The organism is Sphingobacterium micropteri, from assembly GCF_014692515.1.
Taxonomy (GTDB): Bacteria; Bacteroidota; Bacteroidia; order Sphingobacteriales; family Sphingobacteriaceae; genus Sphingobacterium; species Sphingobacterium micropteri.
The window spans coordinates 222,399-247,270 of record NZ_JACOIK010000006.1 but is presented as its reverse complement, the minus strand read 5'-3'; the positions used below and the strand labels follow the sequence as shown (position 1 = coordinate 247,270).

At 43.2% G+C, this 24,872-nt stretch carries 16 protein-coding genes; 5 read left to right on the top strand and 11 right to left on the bottom strand.

Features of this window, described 5'->3' with window-relative positions; genetic code table 11:
* The first annotated feature begins 38 nt into the window (after positions 1–38).
* The 5 genes from H8B06_RS10110 (at position 39) to H8B06_RS10090 (ending at position 3,534) form a co-directional block, all read left to right on the top strand.
* The gene (locus H8B06_RS10110; RefSeq protein WP_190994158.1) at positions 39–1,193 is read left to right on the top strand and encodes a 2-isopropylmalate synthase; all 1,155 of its coding nucleotides are present in this window, start codon (positions 39–41) and stop codon (positions 1,191–1,193) included.
* Between the two features lie 3 nt (positions 1,194–1,196).
* Positions 1,197–1,562 carry a YraN family protein gene (locus H8B06_RS10105; protein WP_190994157.1) on the top strand — a complete coding sequence of 122 codons (366 nt, stop codon included), beginning with the start codon at positions 1,197–1,199 and terminating at the stop codon, positions 1,560–1,562.
* Between the two features lie 6 nt (positions 1,563–1,568).
* A complete protein-coding gene (ilvA, locus tag H8B06_RS10100; protein ID WP_190994156.1) occupies positions 1,569–2,807 on the top strand; it encodes a threonine ammonia-lyase IlvA in 1,239 nt (412 codons plus the stop codon).
* Positions 2,808–2,882: 75 nt separating this feature from the next.
* Entirely contained in the window at positions 2,883–3,257 is a 375-nt protein-coding gene (locus H8B06_RS10095) for a type II toxin-antitoxin system RelE/ParE family toxin (protein ID WP_190994155.1), read from the top strand.
* Positions 3,229–3,534: a helix-turn-helix transcriptional regulator gene (locus tag H8B06_RS10090; RefSeq protein WP_190994154.1), complete on the top strand. Its 306-nt coding sequence runs from the start codon at positions 3,229–3,231 to the stop codon at positions 3,532–3,534. The genes H8B06_RS10095 and H8B06_RS10090 overlap by 29 nt, the downstream gene beginning before the upstream one ends.
* Before the next feature lie 106 nt (positions 3,535–3,640).
* On the opposite strand, the gene H8B06_RS10085 is transcribed toward H8B06_RS10090, so the two are convergent.
* From H8B06_RS10085 to H8B06_RS10035, 11 genes are all read right to left on the bottom strand, one after another.
* A complete protein-coding gene (locus H8B06_RS10085) occupies positions 3,641–5,194 on the bottom strand; it encodes a S41 family peptidase (RefSeq protein WP_190994153.1) in 1,554 nt (517 codons plus the stop codon).
* A gap of 11 nt (positions 5,195–5,205) precedes the next feature.
* Positions 5,206–6,357 carry a prolipoprotein diacylglyceryl transferase gene (locus tag H8B06_RS10080; protein WP_190994152.1) on the bottom strand — a complete coding sequence of 384 codons (1,152 nt, stop codon included), beginning with the start codon at positions 6,355–6,357 and terminating at the stop codon, positions 5,206–5,208.
* 61 nt (positions 6,358–6,418) lie between these two features.
* Entirely contained in the window at positions 6,419–9,463 is a 3,045-nt protein-coding gene (locus H8B06_RS10075) for a SusC/RagA family TonB-linked outer membrane protein (RefSeq protein ID WP_190994151.1), read from the bottom strand.
* Between the two features lie 27 nt (positions 9,464–9,490).
* Complete coding sequence (locus tag H8B06_RS10070) at positions 9,491–11,176, bottom strand: RagB/SusD family nutrient uptake outer membrane protein (protein ID WP_190994150.1); 1,686 nt, start codon at positions 11,174–11,176, stop codon at positions 9,491–9,493.
* A 19-nt stretch (positions 11,177–11,195) separates the two neighbouring features.
* The gene (locus H8B06_RS10065; RefSeq protein ID WP_223857600.1) at positions 11,196–14,276 is read right to left on the bottom strand and encodes a SusC/RagA family TonB-linked outer membrane protein; all 3,081 of its coding nucleotides are present in this window, start codon (positions 14,274–14,276) and stop codon (positions 11,196–11,198) included.
* 46 nt (positions 14,277–14,322) lie between these two features.
* Positions 14,323–15,312, bottom strand: coding sequence for a DUF4961 domain-containing protein (locus H8B06_RS10060; RefSeq protein WP_190994149.1), 990 nt, complete (start codon positions 15,310–15,312; stop codon positions 14,323–14,325).
* Positions 15,313–15,317: 5 nt separating this feature from the next.
* Positions 15,318–15,761: a DUF5004 domain-containing protein gene (locus H8B06_RS10055; protein WP_190994148.1), complete on the bottom strand. Its 444-nt coding sequence runs from the start codon at positions 15,759–15,761 to the stop codon at positions 15,318–15,320.
* A gap of 13 nt (positions 15,762–15,774) precedes the next feature.
* Positions 15,775–17,502 carry a RagB/SusD family nutrient uptake outer membrane protein gene (locus H8B06_RS10050; RefSeq protein ID WP_190994147.1) on the bottom strand — a complete coding sequence of 576 codons (1,728 nt, stop codon included), beginning with the start codon at positions 17,500–17,502 and terminating at the stop codon, positions 15,775–15,777.
* 31 nt (positions 17,503–17,533) lie between these two features.
* Entirely contained in the window at positions 17,534–19,819 is a 2,286-nt protein-coding gene (locus H8B06_RS10045) for a GH92 family glycosyl hydrolase (RefSeq protein ID WP_190994146.1), read from the bottom strand.
* A gap of 4 nt (positions 19,820–19,823) precedes the next feature.
* On the bottom strand, positions 19,824–22,520 hold the full coding sequence (locus H8B06_RS10040) for a glycoside hydrolase family 2 protein (RefSeq protein ID WP_223857599.1): 2,697 nt from the start codon (positions 22,518–22,520) through the stop codon (positions 19,824–19,826).
* A 7-nt stretch (positions 22,521–22,527) separates the two neighbouring features.
* Positions 22,528–24,870 carry a GH92 family glycosyl hydrolase gene (locus H8B06_RS10035; RefSeq protein WP_190994145.1) on the bottom strand — a complete coding sequence of 781 codons (2,343 nt, stop codon included), beginning with the start codon at positions 24,868–24,870 and terminating at the stop codon, positions 22,528–22,530.
* Between the last annotated feature and the right edge of the window lie 2 nt (positions 24,871–24,872).

The window sequence follows — 24,872 nt, the reverse complement described above, 5'->3', positions numbered from 1 at the left end:
GGAAAAAGATTTGTTAATTTTAGATAATTTTTAAGACTATGCTACACGATCCTAATCATTTATATATTTTCGATACGACCCTACGTGATGGTGAACAAGTTCCTGGTTGTCAATTAACGACATCAGAAAAAATAGATATTGCCAAAGATTTAGAGCTTTTGGGTGTCGATATCATCGAAGCGGGATTCCCGGTATCGAGTCCAGGGGATTTCCAATCCGTGGTTGAATTATCGAAAGCAGTGGACAACGTTATTATCTGTGCGCTTACACGCGCGAATAAGAACGATATTGATGTTGCTGCTGATGCGTTGAAATATGCAAAACGTCCACGTATCCACACTGGAATCGGCTCATCGGACATGCATATACAATACAAATTCAATTCGACGCGCGAAGAAATTCTAGAACGTGCCGTTGCTGCCGTAAAACATGCTAAATCATATGTAGAAGATGTCGAATTTTATGCGGAAGATGCTGGTCGCGCTGATCTAGCCTATCTAGCCAAAATGGTAGAGGCTGTGATTGCTGCTGGAGCGACTGTTGTCAACATTCCGGACACCAACGGATATTGCTTGCCCGATCAATACGGTGCCAAAATCAAGTACCTAAAAGAAAATGTAAAAAACATCGATGAGGCTATCATTTCAGCACATTGTCACAATGATTTAGGATTAGCGACAGCCAATTCCATTGCCGCTGTTCAAAACGGAGCTCGCCAGGTTGAGTGTACGATCAATGGCATCGGTGAACGCGCAGGAAATACTTCACTGGAAGAGGTTGCTATGATTATGCAAGTGCACGCCAATCAATTTCCAGGCCTATCCTCCAGCATTAACAGCAAAATGTTCACGCATATTTCTCGTAAAGTAAGTTCCATGATGCGTATGCCGGTGCAACCAAACAAAGCCATTGTTGGAAAAAATGCTTTTGCACACAGTTCGGGCATACATCAAGATGGTTTCCTAAAGCATCGTGAAAATTACGAGATTATTCGTCCGGAAGATGTGGGATTAGCGGAAGCGGATATTATTTTGACGGCTCGTTCTGGTCGCCATGCATTAAAACACCATTTGGAGCGCTTGGGCTATCAGTTAGACAAAGATAACCTCGCCGTAATCTATGAAAAGTTTCTTATCATGGCTGATGCAAAAAAAGATATCAACGATGAGGATCTGCATACGTTGTTAAAATAAAACATGGCTAAACATTTAGAATTTGGCCAGCAGGGGGAACGGGAAGCACAAGAGTTTCTACGTACGCAAGGCTACCAAATTCTACAATTAAATTGGCGATATAAGTGGTGGGAAGTAGATATCATTGCTAAAGAGGGTGATATCCTGGCTTTTATAGAAGTAAAAAGCCGAAGTTCAACGCAATTTGGCGAGCCGTTTCAGTTTGTTGATTTAAAAAAGCAAAAAAACCTCATCAAGGCAGCCGGTGTTTTTTTAAAACGAATCAACCATCGGGGCGATATCAGATTTGATATTGTTTCCATTTATAGCCATAACGGCAAAAAAGACATTTCACTTGTTAAAGACGCTTTTTGGGGCAGTTATTCTTAAAACAATATGACCTTAAACATAGATTCATTGCAAGCGGCAGAACGCATAAAAGGCGTTGTAAACCGTACGCCTCTGCAATATAATATACACCTTTCCGAAAAATATGATGCGGAGGTATATTTAAAACGGGAAGACCTGCAAGTGGTGCGTTCGTATAAACTACGTGGTGCATACAACAAAATTGTAAGTCTGTCAGAAGAAGAAAAAAACCGTGGCGTTACGTGTGCTAGTGCGGGTAATCACGCGCAAGGTGTGGCCCTTTCCTGTAAAAAACTAGATATTAAAGGTGTCATTTTTATGCCGGGTCCTACACCACGTCAAAAAATTACCCAAACGGAGATGTGGGGCAACGGCAATATTGAAATCGTATTAACCGGCGATACGTTCGATGATTGTCAAAAAGCAGCAGTGGAATACACAAAAGAACATAATATGACGTTCATTCCTCCTTTCGATGACGAAAAGATCATCGAGGGGCAGGGTACGGTAGCCGTAGAAATATTGCAAGATCTTCCGGATGTAGACGCCATTATTATCCCTATAGGAGGAGGCGGACTATCGTCAGGACTGAGCTATCACATGAAAAAACATGCCTCTCACGTTAAACTGTATGGCGTAGAGCCGGAAGGGGCACCTTCCATGATTGCCGCGATGCGGAATAATGGCCCGATAGAGCTGGAACATATCAATAAATTTGTGGACGGCGCTGCAGTGAAAAAAATAGGCGCTTTAACCTATGAGATTAGCAGCAAGCTGCTCGATAGCGTGAAGCCTATACCCGAGGGTAAAATCTGCACAACCATTTTACAACTTTACAATAAGGACGCCATTGTGGCGGAGCCAGCCGGCGCATTATCTATCGCTGCCTTAGATTTTCACAAAGAAGAAATAAAAGGCAAAAAAGTCGTTTGTATAGTCTCCGGAGGTAACAACGATATTGACCGTATGAGCGAAATTAAAGAAATGTCGTTACTCTACGAAGGCTTTAAGCATTACTTTATCGTTCGATTCCCGCAGCGTCCTGGCGCTTTGCGCTTACTTGTAACCGAAGTACTTGGGCCAAAGGATGATATTACCCGATTTGAATATATTAAGAAGACAGAACGCGAAAGAGGGCCAGCATTAATTGGTATAGAACTAAACGACCCGAAAGATTATACTTCTTTTATCGAAAGAATGAAATCTTATAAATTCGATTTCATCGAAGTCAATAAAGATCAGACATTATTTGAATATTTGGTTTAAAGACAAAAGAAGAAGAAGCTCAAAAAAATCCGTTACGAATTTGCTCATTGATAACTTTTAAGTTAACTTTGTGTGATGAATAAACAAAGACAAATCATTTTTCACGAACACTATTTTGTGGAGTTCTATATAGAGCAAAGCGAAAAAGTACAGGAAAAAATCGAGTATGTTTTTAAGGTTATTCGTACCGTTCAGAATGTGCCAAAAAAATTTCTTGACCATTTGACGGGGACTGACGGGCTTTATGAAATTCGTATAGAATTTGAAAGCAACATTTACAGGATTTTTTGCTGTTTTGACAAAGGGAATTTGGTAGTATTGTTTAATGCGTTCCAAAAGAAAACACAGAAAACGCCAAAGAAAGAAATTCAGTTGGCACTGAGATTGAAAAACGAATATTTTAACTCAAAAGAGGAGAGTAATGAACAAGGAAACAATCAGAAACGCTAAAAACTTCGACGAGTTATTAGACATTAAATACGGGAAAATAGGTTCTGAAATACGAGACCGATTTGAAGAGAAAGCACAATATTTCGTCATCAGCGAAATGCTAAAACAAGCTCGAAAAGAAGCTAATATGACACAGCAACAGCTTGCTGAAAAAGTCGGGACTAAAAAAAGCTATATCTCAAGGCTTGAAAACGGCAAATGTGATATTCAGCTTTCTACACTTTACAGGATTTTCGAGTTCGGACTTGGAAAACGTGTGAATTTGATCTTCGGATAGTGATTAGTCGCCCTAACAAACAACGTTGAGCTATTTGTATAGTTTTTGTATCACAAATAGAAGAGTTAGCAGCAATATGTTAGGAAGGCCATTGTAATACCAGCTATTAATCTTTTGTTTTCAACAAATTTCGTTCTCTTGGTTTATTGATGATTCCAATCTTAATACCTCCTTGTGTAGATACGTTTTTGCGGGTGGAAGCCTGCAAGCCGCTTGGCGGAGAAATCCCCGCCAGCACCAGTGCTCTTGCAATCATATCTTCTTCACGGTCACCAAAATCATAAGAGATACGGTCTACTGCTATATTATCTCCCTTTACGGTCAACCCATCCCAATAATCTCGGAATTTTTCATCTTCCTCTTTTTTTGCGTTGTTTATCGTCTTAAACGAGGCCGCCCACAGCTCCACATCATCACCCACATCCTCTCCGAAAAAGCCTACCGGCTTTCCGTAAGTTCGAGGCTGGTCACCGACAAGTTCAATCTCCATGTAAGGTTTCAACACACTGATAAGAAGCTCCGCAGCAGAGGCTGTCTGTTCAGTGACAAGAAAAAATACTTTTTCCAGTTCCAACGTCCCATTGTTTTTCTTAAAGAATACATCCTTAAAACTATTGGCTTGCGTCCGAGCGAGGTATTCATTTGTTTCATAGGAAAACATCAGCTGTCCGTCACCATGCCTGTTAATTATTTTATTTGCTAGATACACCGCAGCATCAACATAACCGCCGGTGTTATAGCGCAAATCTAAAATCAAATCTTTTATATTAGCCGTTCCGAAAGTCTGGAAAACAACGTCTATCTCTTCCTTATTTGTATTGCCTATATGGGTTCCATCATCCGTTTGTTCAAAGGAAGAATACGCGAAATACCCAATATTTTTTTCCGAATAAGTATAAACGGAATGTGCTATAATAGGCTTTATTTCATATTCTGCTGCACGTTCTAAGGGGAGCTTCGTGACAACATCTTCCCTCCCGTTCAGCTTCAACTTCAATGCTAATGTCGGTTTTTCCACTCCATCGTACCAAGCTCTAAATATTGTATTAGCTAACGGTTGATCGCTTAAATAATACTCATCATCCTCTCCTTTAAACACAGGAACACGTGTTTGCTTATTATCAATCTCCATTACAATTGCCCCTCGCTTAACACCGGCTTGATGTCCGGGAGAGCCTCCCTCTACAAAATAGACAACAGGACGAGCCCACGCTACCGATTCCTCGGTTACCACACCCCAAAAAATGTGAAGACCATACCCCTCATTCGTATCCATCCGAAAACCGCCAGCGCGACTTGCATTACCTCCACCCTGTGGTTCGTACAGGTAAGAATAGCGGTCGTAACGATTGCCAACCGCGATATTCAATGTTTCATAAGTTCTGAACTGATAAAAAGGTGTCATGTTTTTTAAAGCTGTCAGAAGACTTTGATTAGAAGAATATTTCTTCACAAAATCTAACCGTCCATTCTCATCGAGATCCGGAATATTTGTTGTCCACAACGAATACTTATTAAAATAGTCATATATACTCGCTCGTAAACGTTCTTGCTCCGTCGGCTCTTCCGGTTCAGGATTCGGTGGGTTCTTGATCTCCTTTTTACAGGCGAATAAAAGCCCCAAACAGAGTAATAATAACAAATACTTATGTAGGTTCATTAACTGTCTATTTATCGGTTGCTAAGATAATAGTTATTTTTTAGATATCCACCTAATAGAAAAGCAAGCACTACCATAAAAAAACCGACCAATTGGGCTTCAGATAAATAGAGTCCAAACACGTTAAATTTATAATTTACACGTATAAATTCAATTAAAACACGTTCTGTTCCAGCAATAAACAGATAAATAACAAATAGTATCCCCGGCGTTTTGATACGTCCTCTTATCTTCCAAAGAACCGCAAAAACAAGTAATATAACGACGGCTTCATAAAATGAAGTAGGAAATACACCGTTTGGAAGTATATAACAATATTTGCCCTCACATCCCGAAATATGTTCTCCCTGTCCAATAACATTATGGGGAAAGCGGAAAGACCACATCCAATCCGGCAGCCAAGAAAGCGGCTTTTCTGCCGTGTTCACTACGCCCCAGTCTCCATCTCCGGAAAGATGACATCCGATCCTCCCGACACCATAAGCGACCAACATACCCAGCGATCCTACATCTGCCAAATGTCGCCATCCCATCCCCTTCCGCATACCAATATAAAGATAGCTGGTTGCCCCAAAAATAAGGCCACCCCAAAATGTAAGGCCACTGAAATCCAAGATTTCAAAAATGGAATGGGCGTGATGTAAATTTCCGTCCTCAAAAATATTAAAGACTTTGGATCCAATAAATCCCGTTATTCCCGCCCATAATAACATAATAGGCAGTAACTCTTTCGGTCTTACCCATCTCGTTTCCGTCGTGTTCTTTAAGAAAATCCATTTTCTATACAAAAGACCTATTAGCACACAAGAGATCAATGCCAACAACACTCCGGCGGTCCAGTTTCCTTGTATCGAAAAGATAAAGCGAAGGGGATTACGGGAAAATATATCGGGGTCTAATAAAGCTCCAACCCCCTTATATCCAACGAAAAACCCCAAAAAACCATACCCTAAAAAAAGAAAGGTTGTAGCCTTTGTTCCCCAACGCATGTACTCTTTGAAAGCTTTAAATTCTCCCCGTTTTTCTTTCCTTTCAAATTCACTTTTAAACACCAGATAGGAAAGTATAAAAGCCAACGTGACAAAAAAGCCAAAGGTCGGGATCGGCCAGGAAAAATCTGTACCAAATATGTAATTGATTAATGAGGAGAATGTAGGAAACATAATTTCAATATAATACAGTGCTCAAAAATAAAGATTTATTCCAAGCACTGTATTTTTTGTATTAAAGCCCTATTTGAATACCCAAATTAATCACACGTTGGTTTTGATAAGCATCCCCTGCCGTATTAGAAGTTACCTCCGGATCTTGCTGATACAAGGAATAGTTTGTCCAAGTAAATAGATTATATCCGCTTACATAAGCCCGCGCATTATTGATCTTGAAAGGCAACCAACGATCCGGCAACTGATAGCCCAATTCCACTGTTTTTAACCGAAGATAAGTCGCGTCAATTAACCAGAAATCCGACATATACGAGGAAGGGCTACTAATCGTTGTAGGGTTAGTGGTTAGACGAGGAAACATCGCCGTTGAAGCTGTTTCAGGCGTCCAACGTTCTTGGTGTATAGGCTGGAACTGGCTTTGGAAAGGCTCGATACCACTTCCCTGTACGCTAAAGCTGTAGCCGGTCGTTCCCTGCAACAACGCACTAAAACTGAAACCTTTATAGCTTCCCCCAAGCGTTAAACCAAAACTGGTATTGGGGATGTTCGGTCGGCCTATCGTTGTTCTGTCGTAGTCGTCAATGATACCATCGCCATTGAGGTCCTTGTAACGCAGATCACCGGGTTGTACAATATACCCTCCAGTAGGCTTTGGACTATCCGGCATATTCTCTTCCGTGTAAAATCCATCAAATAGATAACCAATAGGCTGATTGATCTGGTGGCCTGTCAGCTTTAACCAGGGATAAGCAGGCATAGGCTCATCCTGGAATAAGATTTTATTCTTGAAATAGGTCAATACACCCTTTATATTATAATTGAACGCACCGATGTGGTCATTATAGTTCAATTCAAATTCCACACCGCGGTTGCGAACACGAGCTATATTCGTTGGAGAAACTCCTACACCGATATGGATAGGCAACGATTGTGATGTAACCAATTGATCATAGCGAATATTGTTGAAATAGTCCACGACTAAGGAGAATTTGTTGTTTAATACGTTCATTTCCAATCCCACATCAAACGAGCGCTGCTTTTCCCAAGTCACACGTGGATTTCCTAAATTCCCCTCATAGATCGTACCCGAGGATTGATGCGTTTCTCCGAAGGAATATCCCCCTCCTCCGTTGTAGACCTGTTGAAAAAGATACCGATCTCCCGCTACTTTGTCTGAGCCGACAACGCCATAAGAGGCTCGGAGTTTAAACAGGTCTACAAAATGGAATGCCTCTTTAAAGAAATTTTCCTGAGACAGGTTATATCCCACAGAAACAGCAGGAAAAAGACCATAACGTTTATCCGATTGGAAACGATCCGAACCATTATAGGCCAAAGTCAGATCCACCAAATATTTCTCGCTGTAATTATAGCCGGTACGCCAAGTAAAACCCTGGAAATTCTGCGGAATCCAGTTCGTACTCTTATCACCTTTGGTTTTATAAGATTCCCTGTTGTATAATAAAAGAGAATTAACGTGATGCATACCAAAAGTTCTATCGTAATTAAAATTAGCCTGAAAATTCATGCGGTTATTGTAATCACCTTGGTAAGCACGCAACGTATAATTACCTAAAACATAAGGCGATCCACCTTTCAGAAGATAACTATCGGTGTATGGGTAATACCGATACACAGGTATCTCGTCCCTAGCCTGCTCCCGCACGTTAGACTCCACGCTGGCGTAGGCTATACGTGTCGAGAAAGACAAGCCTGTCGTCACCACGTCCAATTCCTGCGTACCGCCAAATAAAATATTAATATCATTCCGCCTATCTAGGTTATATCCAGCGGTGGCTAAGCGTGCATTAACAGTTGGCAAAAGATCCTGCGTATCGTTAGCATACGTATATGAACCATTCGGGTTAAGGAAAGGAGCCGACCATGGACGTATTTTATTGAAATCAAACACCTCACCAACGATATTACCTGCCCTAGGAGAATTGATATTACCAAAGTTTGTCCTGAAATCCAACCGTAATTTTAAGCTTTTAGTAGCCTGTACATCCAAGTTGGATCGAAGGTTATATCGTCTATAATAGTAATTATTATTGATCTGATCACCTTCATTGGAAAAGGTATATAAGTTCCCATCCTGCGAAAATGCACCTCCTGAAATAAAATATCGAATGCTTTCGCTACCTCCCGAAATATCCACATTGGTATTATATTGAAAGCTTACCGGTTTAAAAATACGTTCATACCAGTTGATATCCGGATGACCATAAGGATCATCGCCCAAGCGAAAGCGCTCCAGTGACTCGGCACTAAAAGGTTGGTTGGTATTATCTCCATCTGTATTCGCGATGGCTTCATTCCATAGCAATGCACTTTCATAGGCATTTAAAAAATTCAGTCTTGTCACCGGACTCTGCATCCCCGATTCCGCACGGAAATTAATCCGAGGTGTCCCCGACTCTCCCCGACGTGTTTTTACCACAAGTACCCCATTTGCGCCTTTGATACCAAATACAGCTGTAGTAGATGCATCTTTCAGGATAGATATACTTTCGATCTCATTCACATTGATCTGGGACAATTGTTCGTACGTATATTCAATATCGTCCACGATAATCAAGGGTTGATTTCCATCCGAGTTCAGTGAACTCACACCCCGGATATAAAAATCGGAAGCATCCCGTCCTGGCTGACCAGAACGTTGGACGGAAACAAAACCAGGTAGTCTACCGGTAAGCGCATTCTGCACACTGGAAGTAGGTACATTGCGAATCTCGGTTCCTTTTATGGAACTAACGGCTCCTGTATTGGTCAATTTCTTGGTCGTACCAAATCCAATAACAACGACCTCATTAATATCCTGACTACTTGATTGGAGGATAATTTCTAAATCTTCCCCGCCTTTTACCGTTCTTTCCTGCGAGACATACCCCACACTTGTAAATATCAATTCTTTATTTCGGGTTAACGACAAACTGAATCGTCCGTTCCGATCCGTTTGTACAGAGTTGCCCCCCTTTTCCGAGATGGTTACACCGGACAAGGGGCCGGCACTGTTTTTTACAATCCCCGTAACGGTCGATTGTGCAAAGGTTAAAAATGGCACAAAAACCATTATTATGACGTTATATAATGCTCTTTTCATCACAATAGCTTATAAGATTAAATTGGACTACCACTCCGGATTTTGTTCCATATTCGGGTTTTTAATGACCTCATTGAATGGAATCGGTGCCAGATACATTCTCTTTTCAAAATTCATCTTCAAGATGGGAACAGGTTGACGAATAGTACCTGTGCCCGTTTCGTAAATAACCATCGCATGTAGTTCTTTATTAAATTCCTGTTCGGCAATTTTCCACCTGCGCACATCGTAAAAACGATGCTCCTCAAAAGCAAGTTCCTTACGGCGTTCGTTGTGAATAAGCGACCGCATCTGCTCTTGACTCAATCCGGGAGGAAGCTCAAAAGGACTTAAACCCGCACGTCTCCGAATATTTTCAACCGCCTGATAAACCGCTTGGTCTGGCACGCTCAGCCGTTCGTTTCGCGCTTCGGCATAGTTCAACAACGTCTCCGCATAACGAAACAGGATATGATCATGGTTTACACCGCTGTAATTGACAGACTCTTCAAAGTTGCCCATGAATTTTCGCAGGTAATACCCCGTCTTGGTCTGTTGCCTTGTTCCGCCAGGCTTGTCTGCCCCACCTTCAAACGTCTGAACGGCTCGACTCAACCACATCGCTCCGTTATAAAAAACAGTGGCATAGAAACGCTTATCACGGCCGCTGTACGGATCGTCCTCATTATATCCCGAATTGGGATCCGTAATGTCCAAACCATTTATCATACCGAATGTCTCCACAAATTCCTGCGTAGGACTGGTTCTTCCGTTATTGACACCTGCGGCATACCCTATAGGTCCGTTGTTATTCTCTATACTGGTATTATTTCCGCCCTGCTTCGAAAATATCCGCTCCTTGTTGCGGGTAATGAATACCTGCTTAAACTCTGGCTCCAATTGGAACAAGTTAAGATCCATGATTTCTTTGGCAGCATGCTCTGCCGCCTGCCACCTAGCTACCGAAAAATCGGCATAACCCGTCAGTGGATTCTGTCCGCCGATATTCCCACCATTGTACAGGGGGCTTGCCGCGTATAGCAAGATGCGCGATTTCAAAGCGAGCGCTGCCGCCTTCGTAGGCCGTCCGTAGTTAGGAAGGTCAAACGGATCGACCCGCAAGCTATCCTTTATCGCATCACATTCAGCGACGATAAAATCCACACATTCCTGAAAGCTATTACGTGGCAACTCTATGTCATCGCTCAGTTGATAGACCTTGTCTCCCAGTAGAGGGATGCCACCATGCCGTCTCACCAGTTCAAAATAAAACATCGCCCGCAGAAAGCGTGCTTCGGCTTTCCATACACGTTTTAACGGTGTGCCGTTTGACAATTGGCCTTTCAACGGAACCCGATCGATATTCTGGATAAAAATACTGGCAATGCGAATCCCCTTATAGAAATCTGACCAACGATTGTCCGGATAACTATCGTCCGTGTAAGTGCCTAAAGCCAACTGCTGTACCGAAGTATTGGTAGGGTTGGAGGATACAGCGTCGTCCGTACCCGAGTCTAGGAAATCGCCACCGACCCTATTTCCCGTATTGGGAAGATAACGGTAACAATCTGTCAAAAAGCGATTCGCATTAGTACCTGCTGAATCATTCGTATCGAAAACCTGCTCCAAGGTTTGTGTCTCGATAGGCACGTTTTCCAAATCGCTCTTACAAGAAGAGAATGCGTAGATTGCAACTGCAACCCATAAAGTCCATTTTAATTCTATATATCTCATAGCGGTATCTGTCTTAGGTTTATAATTTGATATTCACACCAAAAACGATAGTCCGTTGCGCTGGATAAGCGGTATTTCCGTAGATCTCCGGATCGAGTCGGTCATAGGACGTAAAGGTGAAAAGGTTTTGCGCGTTGGCAAAAATACGAAATGCAGAAAGGTTAATCCTGCGGCTTAGAGAGGCAGGGATCGTATAGCCTATATCTACATTTCTGACCCGTAGGTACTCTCCAGAGCGTGTCCAGTAGCTGGAGGTATTGAGATAAGGCGTGTTTGTCGGATCAAAGCCAACCGTAAGACGAGGGTAAGTCGCTATTTCGGCTGTCTCCGGCGTCCAGCGTCCCATCATATACGAATAGCCCTGGCTATCGCCATTGTTGCCAAAGGAGTAATCCATTTGTTGGTAAGTCCGGTTCGCAACTCCTTGTAAAAGCACACTAAAATCAAAACCGGAGATGCTAAACCCAAGCGTAGCACCATAGTAGATCATAGGTTTCGTGTTGCCGATCGCCGTTTGGTCGTGTATATTGATGATTCCATCATTATTAAGGTCGACCAGCTTTACATCGCCCGGACGTACCGCATTACCACCCAATAACGGTGCTGCATCAGCCTCTGCTTGTGTCTGTATGAGTCCGTTTGCCAAATATCCAAAAGTTTGGCCGACCGGCATACCCGTACGATAATTCCAAGAATAATCGCGATGCACTTCGTTCATATAAAGTACTTCCGTGCGCATACGCGAGGCATTGGCCGAAATAAAATAGTTAAACTTCCCCACATTGTTTTGATAAGTCAGGTCAATTTCCTGTCCTTCGAACAGATTTTCACCGATATTTTCATTTGGATAGCCTATACCGATCATCTCTATTGTCGATCCTCGCTGTTGAAGCAAGTCATAATAACGATCCCGGTAGTATTCGGCCGTCAGTCGGAACATCGAATTCCATAAAGAGGCATCCAAGCCAATATTGAATTTATTGCCTTTCTCCCAAGTGGCGTTCACATTGGCTAACCCCCTCTCCTCCAAACTATTGATATACGAGTACTCCGAACCAAATTCGTAACCATTGATACCTCCCTGACCATAAGCAGCGCGCCAACTGTAATAACCTAACGCACCTTCGTTGGTGTTACCCGTTTTTCCATAGGTAGCTCTTAATTTCAATTGGTTCAACCAATCTGTCTGTGTAGATAAAAATGATTCCTTTGCCAAGTCCCAGCCTACGCCAAGTGCATAAAACGTTCCGTATTTCCTGCCCGGCTGAAAGCGATTGAAACCGGAATAGTTTACCGCCAGTTCGGCATAGTATTTTTGCCTATAAGCGTAGTTACCCGTTGCGGCAAAATTGGTATGGATGGCCGGCAGATCAAACTGGTAGTTAGCCGTCTGCTGATCGACAAATAGCTTTCCGCCTATCTGGTGGTTATCGGCAATTTGTCCGTCATATCCGATTGCCCCCTGAAAATAAACGAAATTTGCCGTAGAAGTGGTCGAAAATGAATTGGGTTGATCCGCGATGTTTCCATAACGTATATAGGTCAATTCCCCTGCATCATTATATTGCACATCAAAAACCGGTTGCTGCCGATATCGGTTAATGAGACTAGAGGAAGTTGCCGATACATTCACCTTTCCCTTAGCATATAAACCCGGTAGCCATTGGTCAAATTTATAGTTGAAATCCAGATTTGCAAAAACGTCCCTTGTGTTATCGATCAAGTAACCTGAACCCATTACTTGCTGATAAATATTCGTTCTGAACTGAGGAGAACCTCCGTAGGAACCATTATCATTAAAGATAGGATAAGCATTATTAGGCGTAGCAAAAAGAGCATTCATAATGTTTGACGTTCCAGCTCCCGGCTGTCTACCATCCTGAATACGGCCGAAAAGCTGCAATCCAATCGTGAAATCTTTCGTAACATCGACATCAATAGAACTATTTATCAAGTAACGTTTTTGACTCACATTGGTAGCATAATCAAATTCATCAGACTCCCTAAACATCCCTTCCTGGTTTAGATAACTGAGCGAAAGCGCATATCGGGCATTGCGGATACCTCCGTTTACCCCCAAATTGTACTTTGTAATGGGACTATTGTTCCGCAACACCGCATCATACCAATTTACATCCGGATACAACAGGGGCGAGTTTCCATTCCGGAAGAGCTCAAATTCTTCTTGCGAATAGGCCGGTAGCCGCCCGGCATTCGCCAAGGCTTCGTTGTAGAGATAAGCATATTGATAAGCATTTAACGGTTCTGGCACCTTCAACGCTTCCTGCATACCTGTCTGCGCTGTAAACGAGATCCGGGGAGGACCTGCCAAACCCTTTTTGGTGGTGATCTGCAATACGCCTCTTGAACTGCGCTGTCCTAACAAAATGGAGGATAGCGCATCTTTCGCAACGGTAATGGATTCAATGCTTTCCGGATCAATGGAATAGATCTCCCGTTGCACGCCATCAATAATCGTGACGGGTTGCTGCCCTCTCAATTGAAAGAAGACCTCACTATTATCGCTGAGCGCGGAACTGTATTTTGTCCCTTCCGTAGGCAAGGAACCCGCAAGATCACCATAGGTAATGGCCGTTGACCGTGCCGATCGGAAACCACTGATTTCCTGCGTATAGAACCCGGCGAGTCTACCTGTTAACGCATTTAAGTAAAGCGGCGTCGGTGTTGTCTTGAGCTGGCTATTATATACGCTAGATACAGCTCCTAACAGATTTTTAGCTGTTTTTTGATCATAAAGCACTTCCCGTATTTCTTCTTGTTTTAGATAATTGGCCACCATCGCTATCCGGATGCCGGACGCCACCACGATCGTTTTGGGGTAATATGCCGGATGCCGGACAATAATCTCTGTCCCGGCGACCACCTCTACACGCACATCTCCCGTTTCGCTGGTCTCTCCAATTAGCTCATCCGCTAAGGAGTATACCTTTGCTCCCAACAGCGGTTTTCCGTATTCGTCAACAACGTTCACCGGAAGCCCCTTCACACTTTGTCGGAAAGAGCGAGCCAAAACACTATGGTGTCCGACAAAAAGAAACAACATAGCTATTAAACTGATTTTTATATACTGATTCATCATATTTCAGATAATTTTTTGATTCATATTCCTTGATTGCTCCGATAACTTATTCACAGCGGAAAGTATATCGAAAAGGCTCTTCCGTATTGCCATACCCCACCGTTTTTGTACCATCGGCGTTGGTAAAAAAATATTCCAAACGGGCAATTTGCTTTCCTTTTTCAATCGCAAAGAACCCTCTCGGCCATATATCAATACGAAACTGTCTGCCGCCTATGCTACCCATTTTTGTCTTGTCGTTCTGCTCCATCACCTCTGCGATCAGCTGGCCATCGCTGTCAAACGCCTGCGCGCGCAGGTAAACCTCATTCAGCCCATCCAGCACCGTGTTCATCACCCCCCCATTAAAAACAAGGGTAATGATATCGTTGTCCAGACTTCTTACCGGCTGGATGGTGCCCAATTGCGGGTTGACAAAGTCTTGCACATCACCTTCACCACCGCTTACCTCAAAGACATCCGAAAAAGTGAATTTCTTATACTGATCGTCCTCAGGGCGTAAATTTTCGATAGAAGACCCCACATAGAAGCCTAAACGGACCAGCATATTTTCAGATCCTACATTACATGCAACCTGCACATTGAAGTCTATGTCTTCATTGTTGGAAAACGTATACGATTGCGTACTCCTGTAGATAATCCACTCGAAATCGTCCACGAGGTTTGGACCGATACCAAACATATTCTTGGCCGCCTGGTGCCAGCTCACACCCGACACCGGCTCTATTTCCGAATCCGGTATCATGCGCAATGTTCCATTCCCTTTTGGGCTTGTATAGGTCAGTACGGCCTGTTCTCTTGCATTCCAGCTTTTCGGAACCATAATCCCCGCGAGCAGTTGGGTAGTATACGTTCCCGGTTCCTCTATACGAGGTTCCGCACCACTGTGCATCACAAAGGTCACGCGTTCATCGACCTGCGCTTGTGCCGGGACAGTAACCGTCAATGCTTTTAGCCCACAGTGAACTAAAAAGATGGTCAAAGACAGTCCTGCCAGAATATATAAATACACTAGGTTTTGAAATGGTCTTTTCATGGTTGTTAGTTTTCACGTTCAAAATTATATTGGTAGGTATTGCCGGCACATCCCAGACTGAATGAAAGACTTAACTGTCTTTTTCCATTCACCACCGGATACTGAAGTTTCACGGCAATCTGTTCCGATTCTCCATCAGCAGTCATCAGTACACTGAAAGGATACTGCGGATCATTCAATGTGTAGGCTCCGGATCCCACTAATACAAATGGTAATTCATTTGCTAAGATATAGCTCCCGTCCTCTTTGAAATCTATACGAAAATCGGTCAAATTTAATCTTTGGCTCAAATCTTCGCCATTTCTCGTCAACTGGACAACTTTCCAACTTCCGGTTATGTTTTTAACGGGCTCATCCGTAACGACATTTGCCATCTCATCCTCACAAGAGGCATGAAATAAATAGCCAAATGCAACGAAGGCAAATAGTAATAATTGCTTGATTTTCATCTCTTCTTTTCTTTTAATATCCAGGATTTTGTAATAGGTCAACAGATTTCGCAACTTCCGATTGCGGAATTGGCCAGAGATACATGCGCTGGTTAAACACGCGTTTTCGCACATCGATCGTATTGTAGGTAGTAACACCTGCTACGCGTACAGGTTCGGTACCATGTAGCTGGCGGTTCTCCATCGTTTCAGCAATCTTCCAACGACGCACATCGAAAAAACGATGGCCCTCGAACGCCAGTTCTTTTTGTCTTTCGTTTTGGATAATTGCGCGCATATCTGCCTGAGAAAGGCCCGTCGGCAAGGTATAGGGAGAAAGCCCAGCCCGCTGGCGTACGGCTTCCACAGCCTCATAGACCTTCACATCCGGTGCAGCAAGGTGTTCATTACGCGCTTCGGCATAGTTCAGCAGGATCTCTGCATACCGGATAATCGGCCGGCAGCGCGGTGTTTCGGTATTGAACTGGTCCACCACCACAAACCGGTGCATCATCTTATAGACATAAAAACCCGTCGGCGTACCCTTATAGATTGCTTCCTGTCCTGAACTAACGTTGTTGGGATTGGTTTTATCGATAAAAATATTGACAGGACGACGTGCTAAGCCATCTCGATGAAAAACCAGGGACTGATCTCGGGTAATCGTATTCGCCAACCTCGGGTCCCTCCCGTTATAGGGGCGTGCCGGATCATAACCCGAATTGGGGTCATCTATAGGTAAACCATTTCGCATACCAAAAGCGTTAACGATTTCCAAATAAGGGTAAGCGCCGGGATTGTCCACCCCAAAAGTAGGTGGATTCCAAATTGCTTCCAGTTCTCGGTTGCCGCCTTGCATCCTCGCCAACAGGTATTCGCTGTTTTTACGCAGATGGAAAACTTCATAAAAACCATAGCCGGGCTCGGTGGTGTTGTCCAAGTGTAAATTATATTCACCAGATGCTATCACCTGTTCCGCTGCCGCTTCTGCCTGTTCCCATCTGGATTGATCTGCATTAGGATAACCTACGATACTACGTAGCGGTTCTTCTGTAGCCAATCCTCCTCCATTAAACAATGGACTGGCGGCATAAAGCAATACCCGCGATTTCAGACCATAGCAAGCGGCCTTATTGACACGGCCATAATTTTCGCCATTATGTACCCATGGTAGATCTTCAGCAGCGGCATCACACTCCTGCACAATATAATCCACACATTGCGCAAAGGTATTCCGCGTAAAAGGGATGACATCATCAGCACGGTAAACACTATCCCCCATTAACGGAACACCCCCGTAATGCTCTATAAGAATAAAATAATAATACGCTCTCAAAAACCGTGTTTCCGCAGTAGCCCGCACCTTGATATCGTTAGCAAACTTAGCATCCGGCAAATTTTTAAGCATAATGTTGGATCTGCGGATGTTCGTATAACAGGTAGACCAAGCGTCCGTTGTGATCATATTCGCGTTGACCGTGCCTGTCGCAAATTGGATGAACGTGTTAATCGTGCCCAGTCCTGCTCCTTCCGCTTCGTCGGTACTGGCGTCTAATCCGCCACCACCAAAGCGCTTAGGTGCCGTGGCAAAACCTATATTTTCATATATCCCCGAAAGAAAATTAATCGTGTAGGCACTATCCGAAAAAACAACTTGCTCGTTCAGATCAGTCGACTGTGTCGAATCCAAAAAACCCTGTTTTTCGCACGACACAAATGCCAGCATGGCACATACTGCGTAAATCAAATATTCCTTGTTCATAATTTAATTTATAATGTATTATAATTATTTGCTACTCTCCATCTAGCTGGCTCAACGAAAATGGCCGGGATTCTTTCGAAACTCCCCTGTTCATATTCGGAGCATCCCCCATCACAAATTCTAGTTTTCCGCCTTGTATGATGTCCTCATACCGGATGAAATTCCGATCGTAAGGAACACCATTCAACTGCGCCGACTGTATATAGATATTTTTCGGGCTGTTATTCTTGGCAATCACCACAAACTCCTTCCCGTTTTCCAACTTCACAGTAGCTTTCTCAAAGACCGGACTGCCAAAAACATACTCGTCCGTTCCCGGACATACGCTGTAAATTCCCAACGCGCTTAACACATACCAAGAGGACATTCCGCCTTGATCTTCATCTCCCGGAAAACCTCTTTTCGAAGCATTGTACAGTTGGGACATTACTTTACGCGTCCGCTCCTGCGATTTCCAAGGTTGGCCGCTGAAATTGTATAAATACGCAACATGCTGTACCGGTTGATTACCATGTGCATATTGTCCCATTTTGGCCAAGAGCATTTCCCGCATCTCGTGTATTTCCTGTTTATAGCTGCCATACTTGATCGTCTGCTCCATCGTGAATAAAGAATCTAATTTCGCGTTGAAACGATCTACTCCGCCGATGAGATTAATCAGTCCGTTTATGTCGTGCATCACTGACCACGTATATTGCCAAGCATTGGCCTCGGTAAAAGCACCACCCCATTCCACCGGATCAAAATCCGGCATCCATTCGCCATTTGCCAATCGTCCGCGCATAAATTTGCTGTCTTTATCAAAAACGTTGACGTAATTATACATCTGGCGGGCAAATATATTTTCGTAGAATTTATTACCCGTCATTTTTGCCAGTTGATAAGCACAAAAATCATCATAAGCATACTCTAATGTTTTGGCGGTGCTTTCATGCAAATCATCTTGATAAGGAATATATCCTTTGATAAAGTACTCTTCCCAACCATGTCTACCATTTGAACCTCCATAAAAACCTTTATTGGTTACCTCGTGATAATAGGCGTGCAAAGCACTATCGGGATTAAAAGTATGCACGCCTTTTACCCAGGCATCCGTTAGTAATGAAATCGCGTGGTTTCCGATCATAACGCCAGACATGCCTGGATTAGACCAAGTTGGAAGAAAGCCTGCCTGTTGCTGCGCATCCAATAAAGACTGCATATAGCGCCCCTGCATTTCACGATGTAGGATATTACTCAATGGAAATTGTGAACGAAAAGTATCCCAAAAGCCATTATCCGTATACATATAGCCTGGGTGAATTTTTCCGTCATACGGGCTGAAATAATAGGGATTACCCGCTGGATCAATTTCATAGAACTTACGGGAAAAAAGATTGGCACGAAACAGACAAGAGTAGAAGGTTGCTTTTTCTTCTTCTGTTCCCCCTTCTACTACAATACGGTTTAACCATGCATTCCAAACATCGAACGCTTCGGTTTTGGTCGTTTCAAAATTTTTATTTCCGTCCAGCTCCTGTTTTAAATTCCGTGATGCTTGATCGGGATCAATATAGGAAGATGCCATTTTCACTTCTACACGTGTACCCGGTTTAAATTCCAGGTAAGCACCAATGCCTTCTCCTTCATCCGCTCTATTTCCCGAAGAGATTTTATTCGCTCTATTTTCCCACGTGCCATAGCTCTTAAAATCCTGATTAAAAACCAGTACAAAATAATTACGGAAGTTTTCGGGAACGAACCGACCATTATTAACATAGCCGATAATTTTGCGCTCTTCCGGAATGATCTTTACTTGACTATTCTTCAGAAAGCCGTCTAAGATCAAATAAGCCTTTTCCTTTTTCGGAAAGGAGAACCGCATGTGCGCACCACGCTCTACCGGACTGATCTCTGCTTGTATCCCGTTATCAAACTTTACGGAATAATAATGTGGTTTAGCAATTTCATTATCATGGTTAAAAGGCAAAGCCCTTTCATCTTCATTGACAATGAGGTTTCCCTTTCCTGGCATCAGGGAAAAAACCGCATAATCACCCATCCAAGGACTACATTGGTGTACTTGCTGAAAACCACGGATCGTATTCGCCTTATAGGTGTATTTCCAACCATCACCATTCTTTCCTGTCTGTGCAGAAAAAAAATGCATCGCAAAAGGCAAGCCTACCGTAGGGTAGGTATTCCCATAGGACAACGCCCATTCGGAATCTGTCCCCTGCAACGTATTCACATACTTTACCAAGTCCTTCTCCTGTGCATAACCAAGCGTTATCCCAAGCGAAAAAAGAACAACCCAAACTAATTTTTTTATTTTCATCCGTTTATTTTTTTTTCTTCACTACTAAAACATGTTCCTCTTTATATCCATATTGCTTCCACAGTAGATCAAATTGACCTGTTTCTAAATCCGAAATCTGTACGATTTTCTCCTCACCCGGCATCAAGGTGAAATAATTATCAGAAAACAATACAGGCAATACCCGCTCCTGCGTATCATGTCGGACAAGCCGGAGTCGATTACCAAAAGCCACACTCTTTCCTTGATTTTTAAGTAAGATCTGCTTTCCATCACCTGCTTTGTCCAATAATGTAAACGTCAGATCTGCAGCAGGCAGGTTATTTAAGGCTCTATAGTCAAGGTCTTTTTCACCGTTCCGCCAATAAAAATTCTCGGAGAGCATATTTCCCGAACTGTCCTTTAGCTCCAGTTTTATAAAATGTAAAGGTGTAAGTTCAGCGTTGTAATCCACTTTGCAGGAATCGAAATTTAAACGGTAAACCTCATTTTTGTTGCTTGCCAATACGTTCACTTTTTCACTGCGACCATACTTAGCTAATTCTTTGCCATCCAAAGTGAAAACCTTCGTAGTCGCCACTGCATCCTTCAGATCTTCGGATGTAGTATTTATCGCTTTCACACTATTATTAGCGGCGTTCCATTGTATATGTAAAGGTTCACAGGCATATTTAGCGCCCCAATAAGCCCCGGTCGCGTCATGATAGTAATCATACGTTTGCCATACAAATGAAGGGTACGCCGATTGGCTCATCCAGAGCAATAACCCCGATGCATCTTCCCACATCTTATCATTCCAAGCTTCATATATCCCTTTCATCACTTCTATATTGAGGTATTGTGCCTTTTCGCAAAAAGCAATCAGGTTATCTGACTCTCCAAATTGGGTATTTACCGCTCGTTTATAATTAATCGGGCTTGCGTTAGATGCCTCTTTTCCGAAATAATGCTTGTTCCACACATTGTCATCATCCTTTTCCAGTTGCTCGTCTGTAGGCAAAGGCCACAATGACTCGGCCGGCATAAATTCTTTCACACTTTCATAATTCGGGAAAGTCGCTGTACCAATTTCTGTTCGCAATCCGTAACCCCGGTCCGAACCATACGGATAAGGCGGATTATTCCACGCCAGGTTACTCCCCGAGTTTTCGAAATGATGCTTCGGCGGCTGATTGCCCCACCAACCACTACCAGATAGCCCATCTTGATTAGAACTGGACTTGTACATCCGGTCATTATGGTCTTCCAAAGCAACAATGCTTCGGAGATAGCCATCCAACTCTGGCTTAGGATGTGTTTCATTCGCGCCACACCATAGTGCAATACTCGGATGATTCCTTAATCTTTTCACTTTATCCAACGCATTTGCTTTAAAATCCTCATCATTTGCGACATCATTATAAGCCACATAAAGCCAGAAGTCATCCCAGACCATGATACCATAACGGTCACAGTAATCATAAAAAGCATCATCTGTAACACAACCCGTCCAGAGACGAATCATATTATAATTCATGTCTTTGTGCAATTTTATCTTCGTCTCGTATTCTTCTCTGGAACACCGCAACAAATATTCACTCATACCCCAATTGCCACCTTTCAAAAATACACGCTGTCCGTTGATAAAGAACTGGAGAACAGGCCATCCCGCATTGTTTCGACTATATTGGTATTCATACTGACGTATGCCAAAAGTGATTTCCTTTTGATCGGATACCTCACCATCAATCTCACTTCGCAACGTGCACGTATATAAATGCGGCTCTCCATAACCATTAGGCCACCAAAGCTTGGGTTGCTTTACAATGAGGGCCTCCATTTCTTTACGGTCCATATATATCTTCTTCGACGTATTGGCCTCCAAGTGTACTTGCTTTGAGAACTGTATATTACCCGGTTGAATACGTCCTGATAGCAGGACCTCTTTTGCCTGATTGGAAGCATTCTTCAACTCCGTTGAAACAAATAAGTAGGCAATGTCATTCGATTCCAGTTCAGATCTTACCCAAGGATCTTCCATGGTCACATCACCGGTAAAATTTAACGATACATTTCCCGTTATACCGGCCAATCGTCCGGGTACATAAGGCATCCAGTCCCAACTTGCGGCCGATAAATAGGTCGGACTGGCTACTACGCCAAATTGATCCTTGGCATCCCTTGTCTTCTTTTGGTCAGCATCGGTAATCAACACCGCGACGACATTCTCCTGATCATGGCTAACCAAATGGCTAACCTCATATTTGGTACGTAGCATATGCCCACTGACATCTTTCGTAGATTCCCGTGTTCCCGATAATTTTACACCATTCATATAAAAATCTGCATACCGGTTCGTATTGTCGAACTGCAACCAGATTTGTTGTCCCCGTTTTACCGAGGCAGGCAGTTTAAAGCTTGTGCGATACCAAAAAGGGCGATTAAAAAAAGCCGCATCAACATCGTGGATATTATCCGAATAGTTAGGATCAGGCACTTCGTCCGCCTCTACGTAAGCGGTAAACACCACGCCAGGAACTATGCCTTTGACGGCATCTTTCATCCGATAACCTGAAGTTGAAATCTCAAACCCCGACGGTGAACCCTCTGTTTTTGGTTGTACCCACCATGTTATATCCGGATTGGTACTGTTTAACGATAGCTGCTGAAGCTGTCCGTTACATGCAACAGAAACCAATAGCAAGGATAACATGGTAAACAATATCTTCTTGATTATACCCATTGTCTTTTTAATTACTTTCTACACCCCATTTCTTGTTCGGCTGTTCTCCCATGAACAACTCAAGTTTTCCACCTGCAGCGATCTCCTGAAAATCGATATAGCATTTATCATAGGGATTTCCATTTAACAGTGCTTTCTGGATATATATATTTTTAGCTGTATTATTATGGGTCTTAATCGTGAAATGCGTTCCCGAATAATAATCATTATCCAAACGGAATTTAACTTCATCAAATAGTGGACTGGTTATCTCCAAACGGGTACTTCCCGGACAGGAGGGATGCAGACCACTGGAAGCCAATACATACCAAGCAGACATTTGTCCTACATCCTCGTTTCCCACAATACCTTCTACGGAATTTTTATACGCCTTGTCACAGATATGACGTGTCCATTTCTGGGTATCCCAAGGTGCGTCGAGGTGATTAAATAAGAATGGTACGAGATGAACAGGTTCATTAGCATGGTTATAATAATCATTCCACAGCATATGGTCCGGTGTCTGTTCAAAAAAACTTGTCAAATCTTCCAATACGCTCTCCCTTCCTCCCATGAGCTGTATCATCCCCGGAATATCATGCGGAACAAACCAACCTTGTTGGTAGGGATTACATTCAACAGTTCCATACCACTCTTTTGTTCTCGCTCCCTCCGGCCATATTTCCCAAGAACCATCTGTATTTCTAGGCCGGAACCAGCCTTTTTCAGCATCAAAGATATTCCTGTATGCTTGTGATTTTTCTAAGAAAAGCTGTTCATCTTCTTGTTTTCCAAGCCTGTTTGCCAATTGTGCGATGCACCAATCTGTATAGGCATATTCCAACGTATTTGAAATACTGAACGGCGCCGCTGTATAACCCAAAGAATCGTTTCCGAATTTTTCAGACGTATTGACGGCAAATTCATAGGCTTTTTCCACATCGTATCCACGGATACCTTTTACATAGGCATCGGCCAGCACAGATAAAGCCGGATTCCCAATCATGCATCCGGAATAGGCGTTCATAATCTCCCACCGCTCGTAATATCCACGCCCAGATTCCTCAGCAAGTGTAATCAACGAATTAAGTTGGTCATCAACCAATCTTGGATTTATAATGGTTTGTAACGGAAACTGGCTTCGGAAAACATCCCAACCACTGAACATCGTCCGTTTTGTAAACCCGCTTTCTTGGTGTACCTGCTTGTCTCCACCTATATAACGTCCGTCTACATCCGTATATGTTCGAGGGTCAATCATCGTATGATAAAGCGCGGTATAGAAGATTGTTTTCTGATCATCCGTCCCACCTTGGATATGCACTCTATCCAGTTCTTGATTCCATAAGTCATACGCTTCCTCCCGAATTTGATCAAAAGACTTCCCTTCTATTTCCTTCCTAAAATTATTTTCTGCACCGGCCATATCAACAAAAGAAATACCCACCTGCAAAGTAACCTCCTCATTTTCGCTTGTTTCAAAGTCAGAGAAAAAACCCAAGTGCTTTCCTTCTAAGGTTTCTTCGTCCCGTATAATGGTGGCCTTTTCCACCGCTCTTAAATAAGGGACGCTAACAACTTCATCTCTTTTTCGCTTCCAACTGTCGGGAATATCAGCTGTCCAGAAACCATAATTTTCCAAGGGTTTACTGAATCGTGCATAGAAGTAAACTGTATAATCAGCATTCCCTTCACCGTTTCCCCATCCACCGCCATCCGGTGTGCACAACGTCCATCCCCTAATCGTGTGCTCATCCACCTTATGGATATACTGTTTTATAGCTGTCCCTCCTACCCGACGAGCAAGATCGATCTGTATGCGCGATTCTTTATGTTCCGGGAACGTGAAACGGATCATTCCGCTATGCGCGGCAGCCGTCGTCTCCACTTTGATATTATAATCTGTTAAATCCACGGCATAATAACCTGCCTTTGCTGTTTCCGTTTGCTTATTATAGTGCGAACGGTACCCTTCGATACTGCCATCTTCTTTCCCTGCAATAAGCTTCAGCTTTCCTGTCGTAGGCATCACCAGAAAATTTCCTAAATCCCCAAACCAGCCGACCCCACTCATCTGTGTAAAAGCGAATCCTTCTATAGTCTGATGCTCGTAACTATACCCCGGACTATTATCCCCTCCCGTAATGGTATTGGGGCTGACCTGCACCATACCATAGGGTGTAGTAGCTCCCGGAAACGTCTTCCCTAAACCATGATAAACTTCAGCAATCCCCACACTTGTACTGGCCCCTATAAAGGGATTTACATAATCCGCCGGAGACGAGGATGCTGTTGCATCACCCACCGCACAGGATTTTAATAACAGGATACAGGATACAAGGCTCCCCAATAATTGTATACTCCTTAACATCG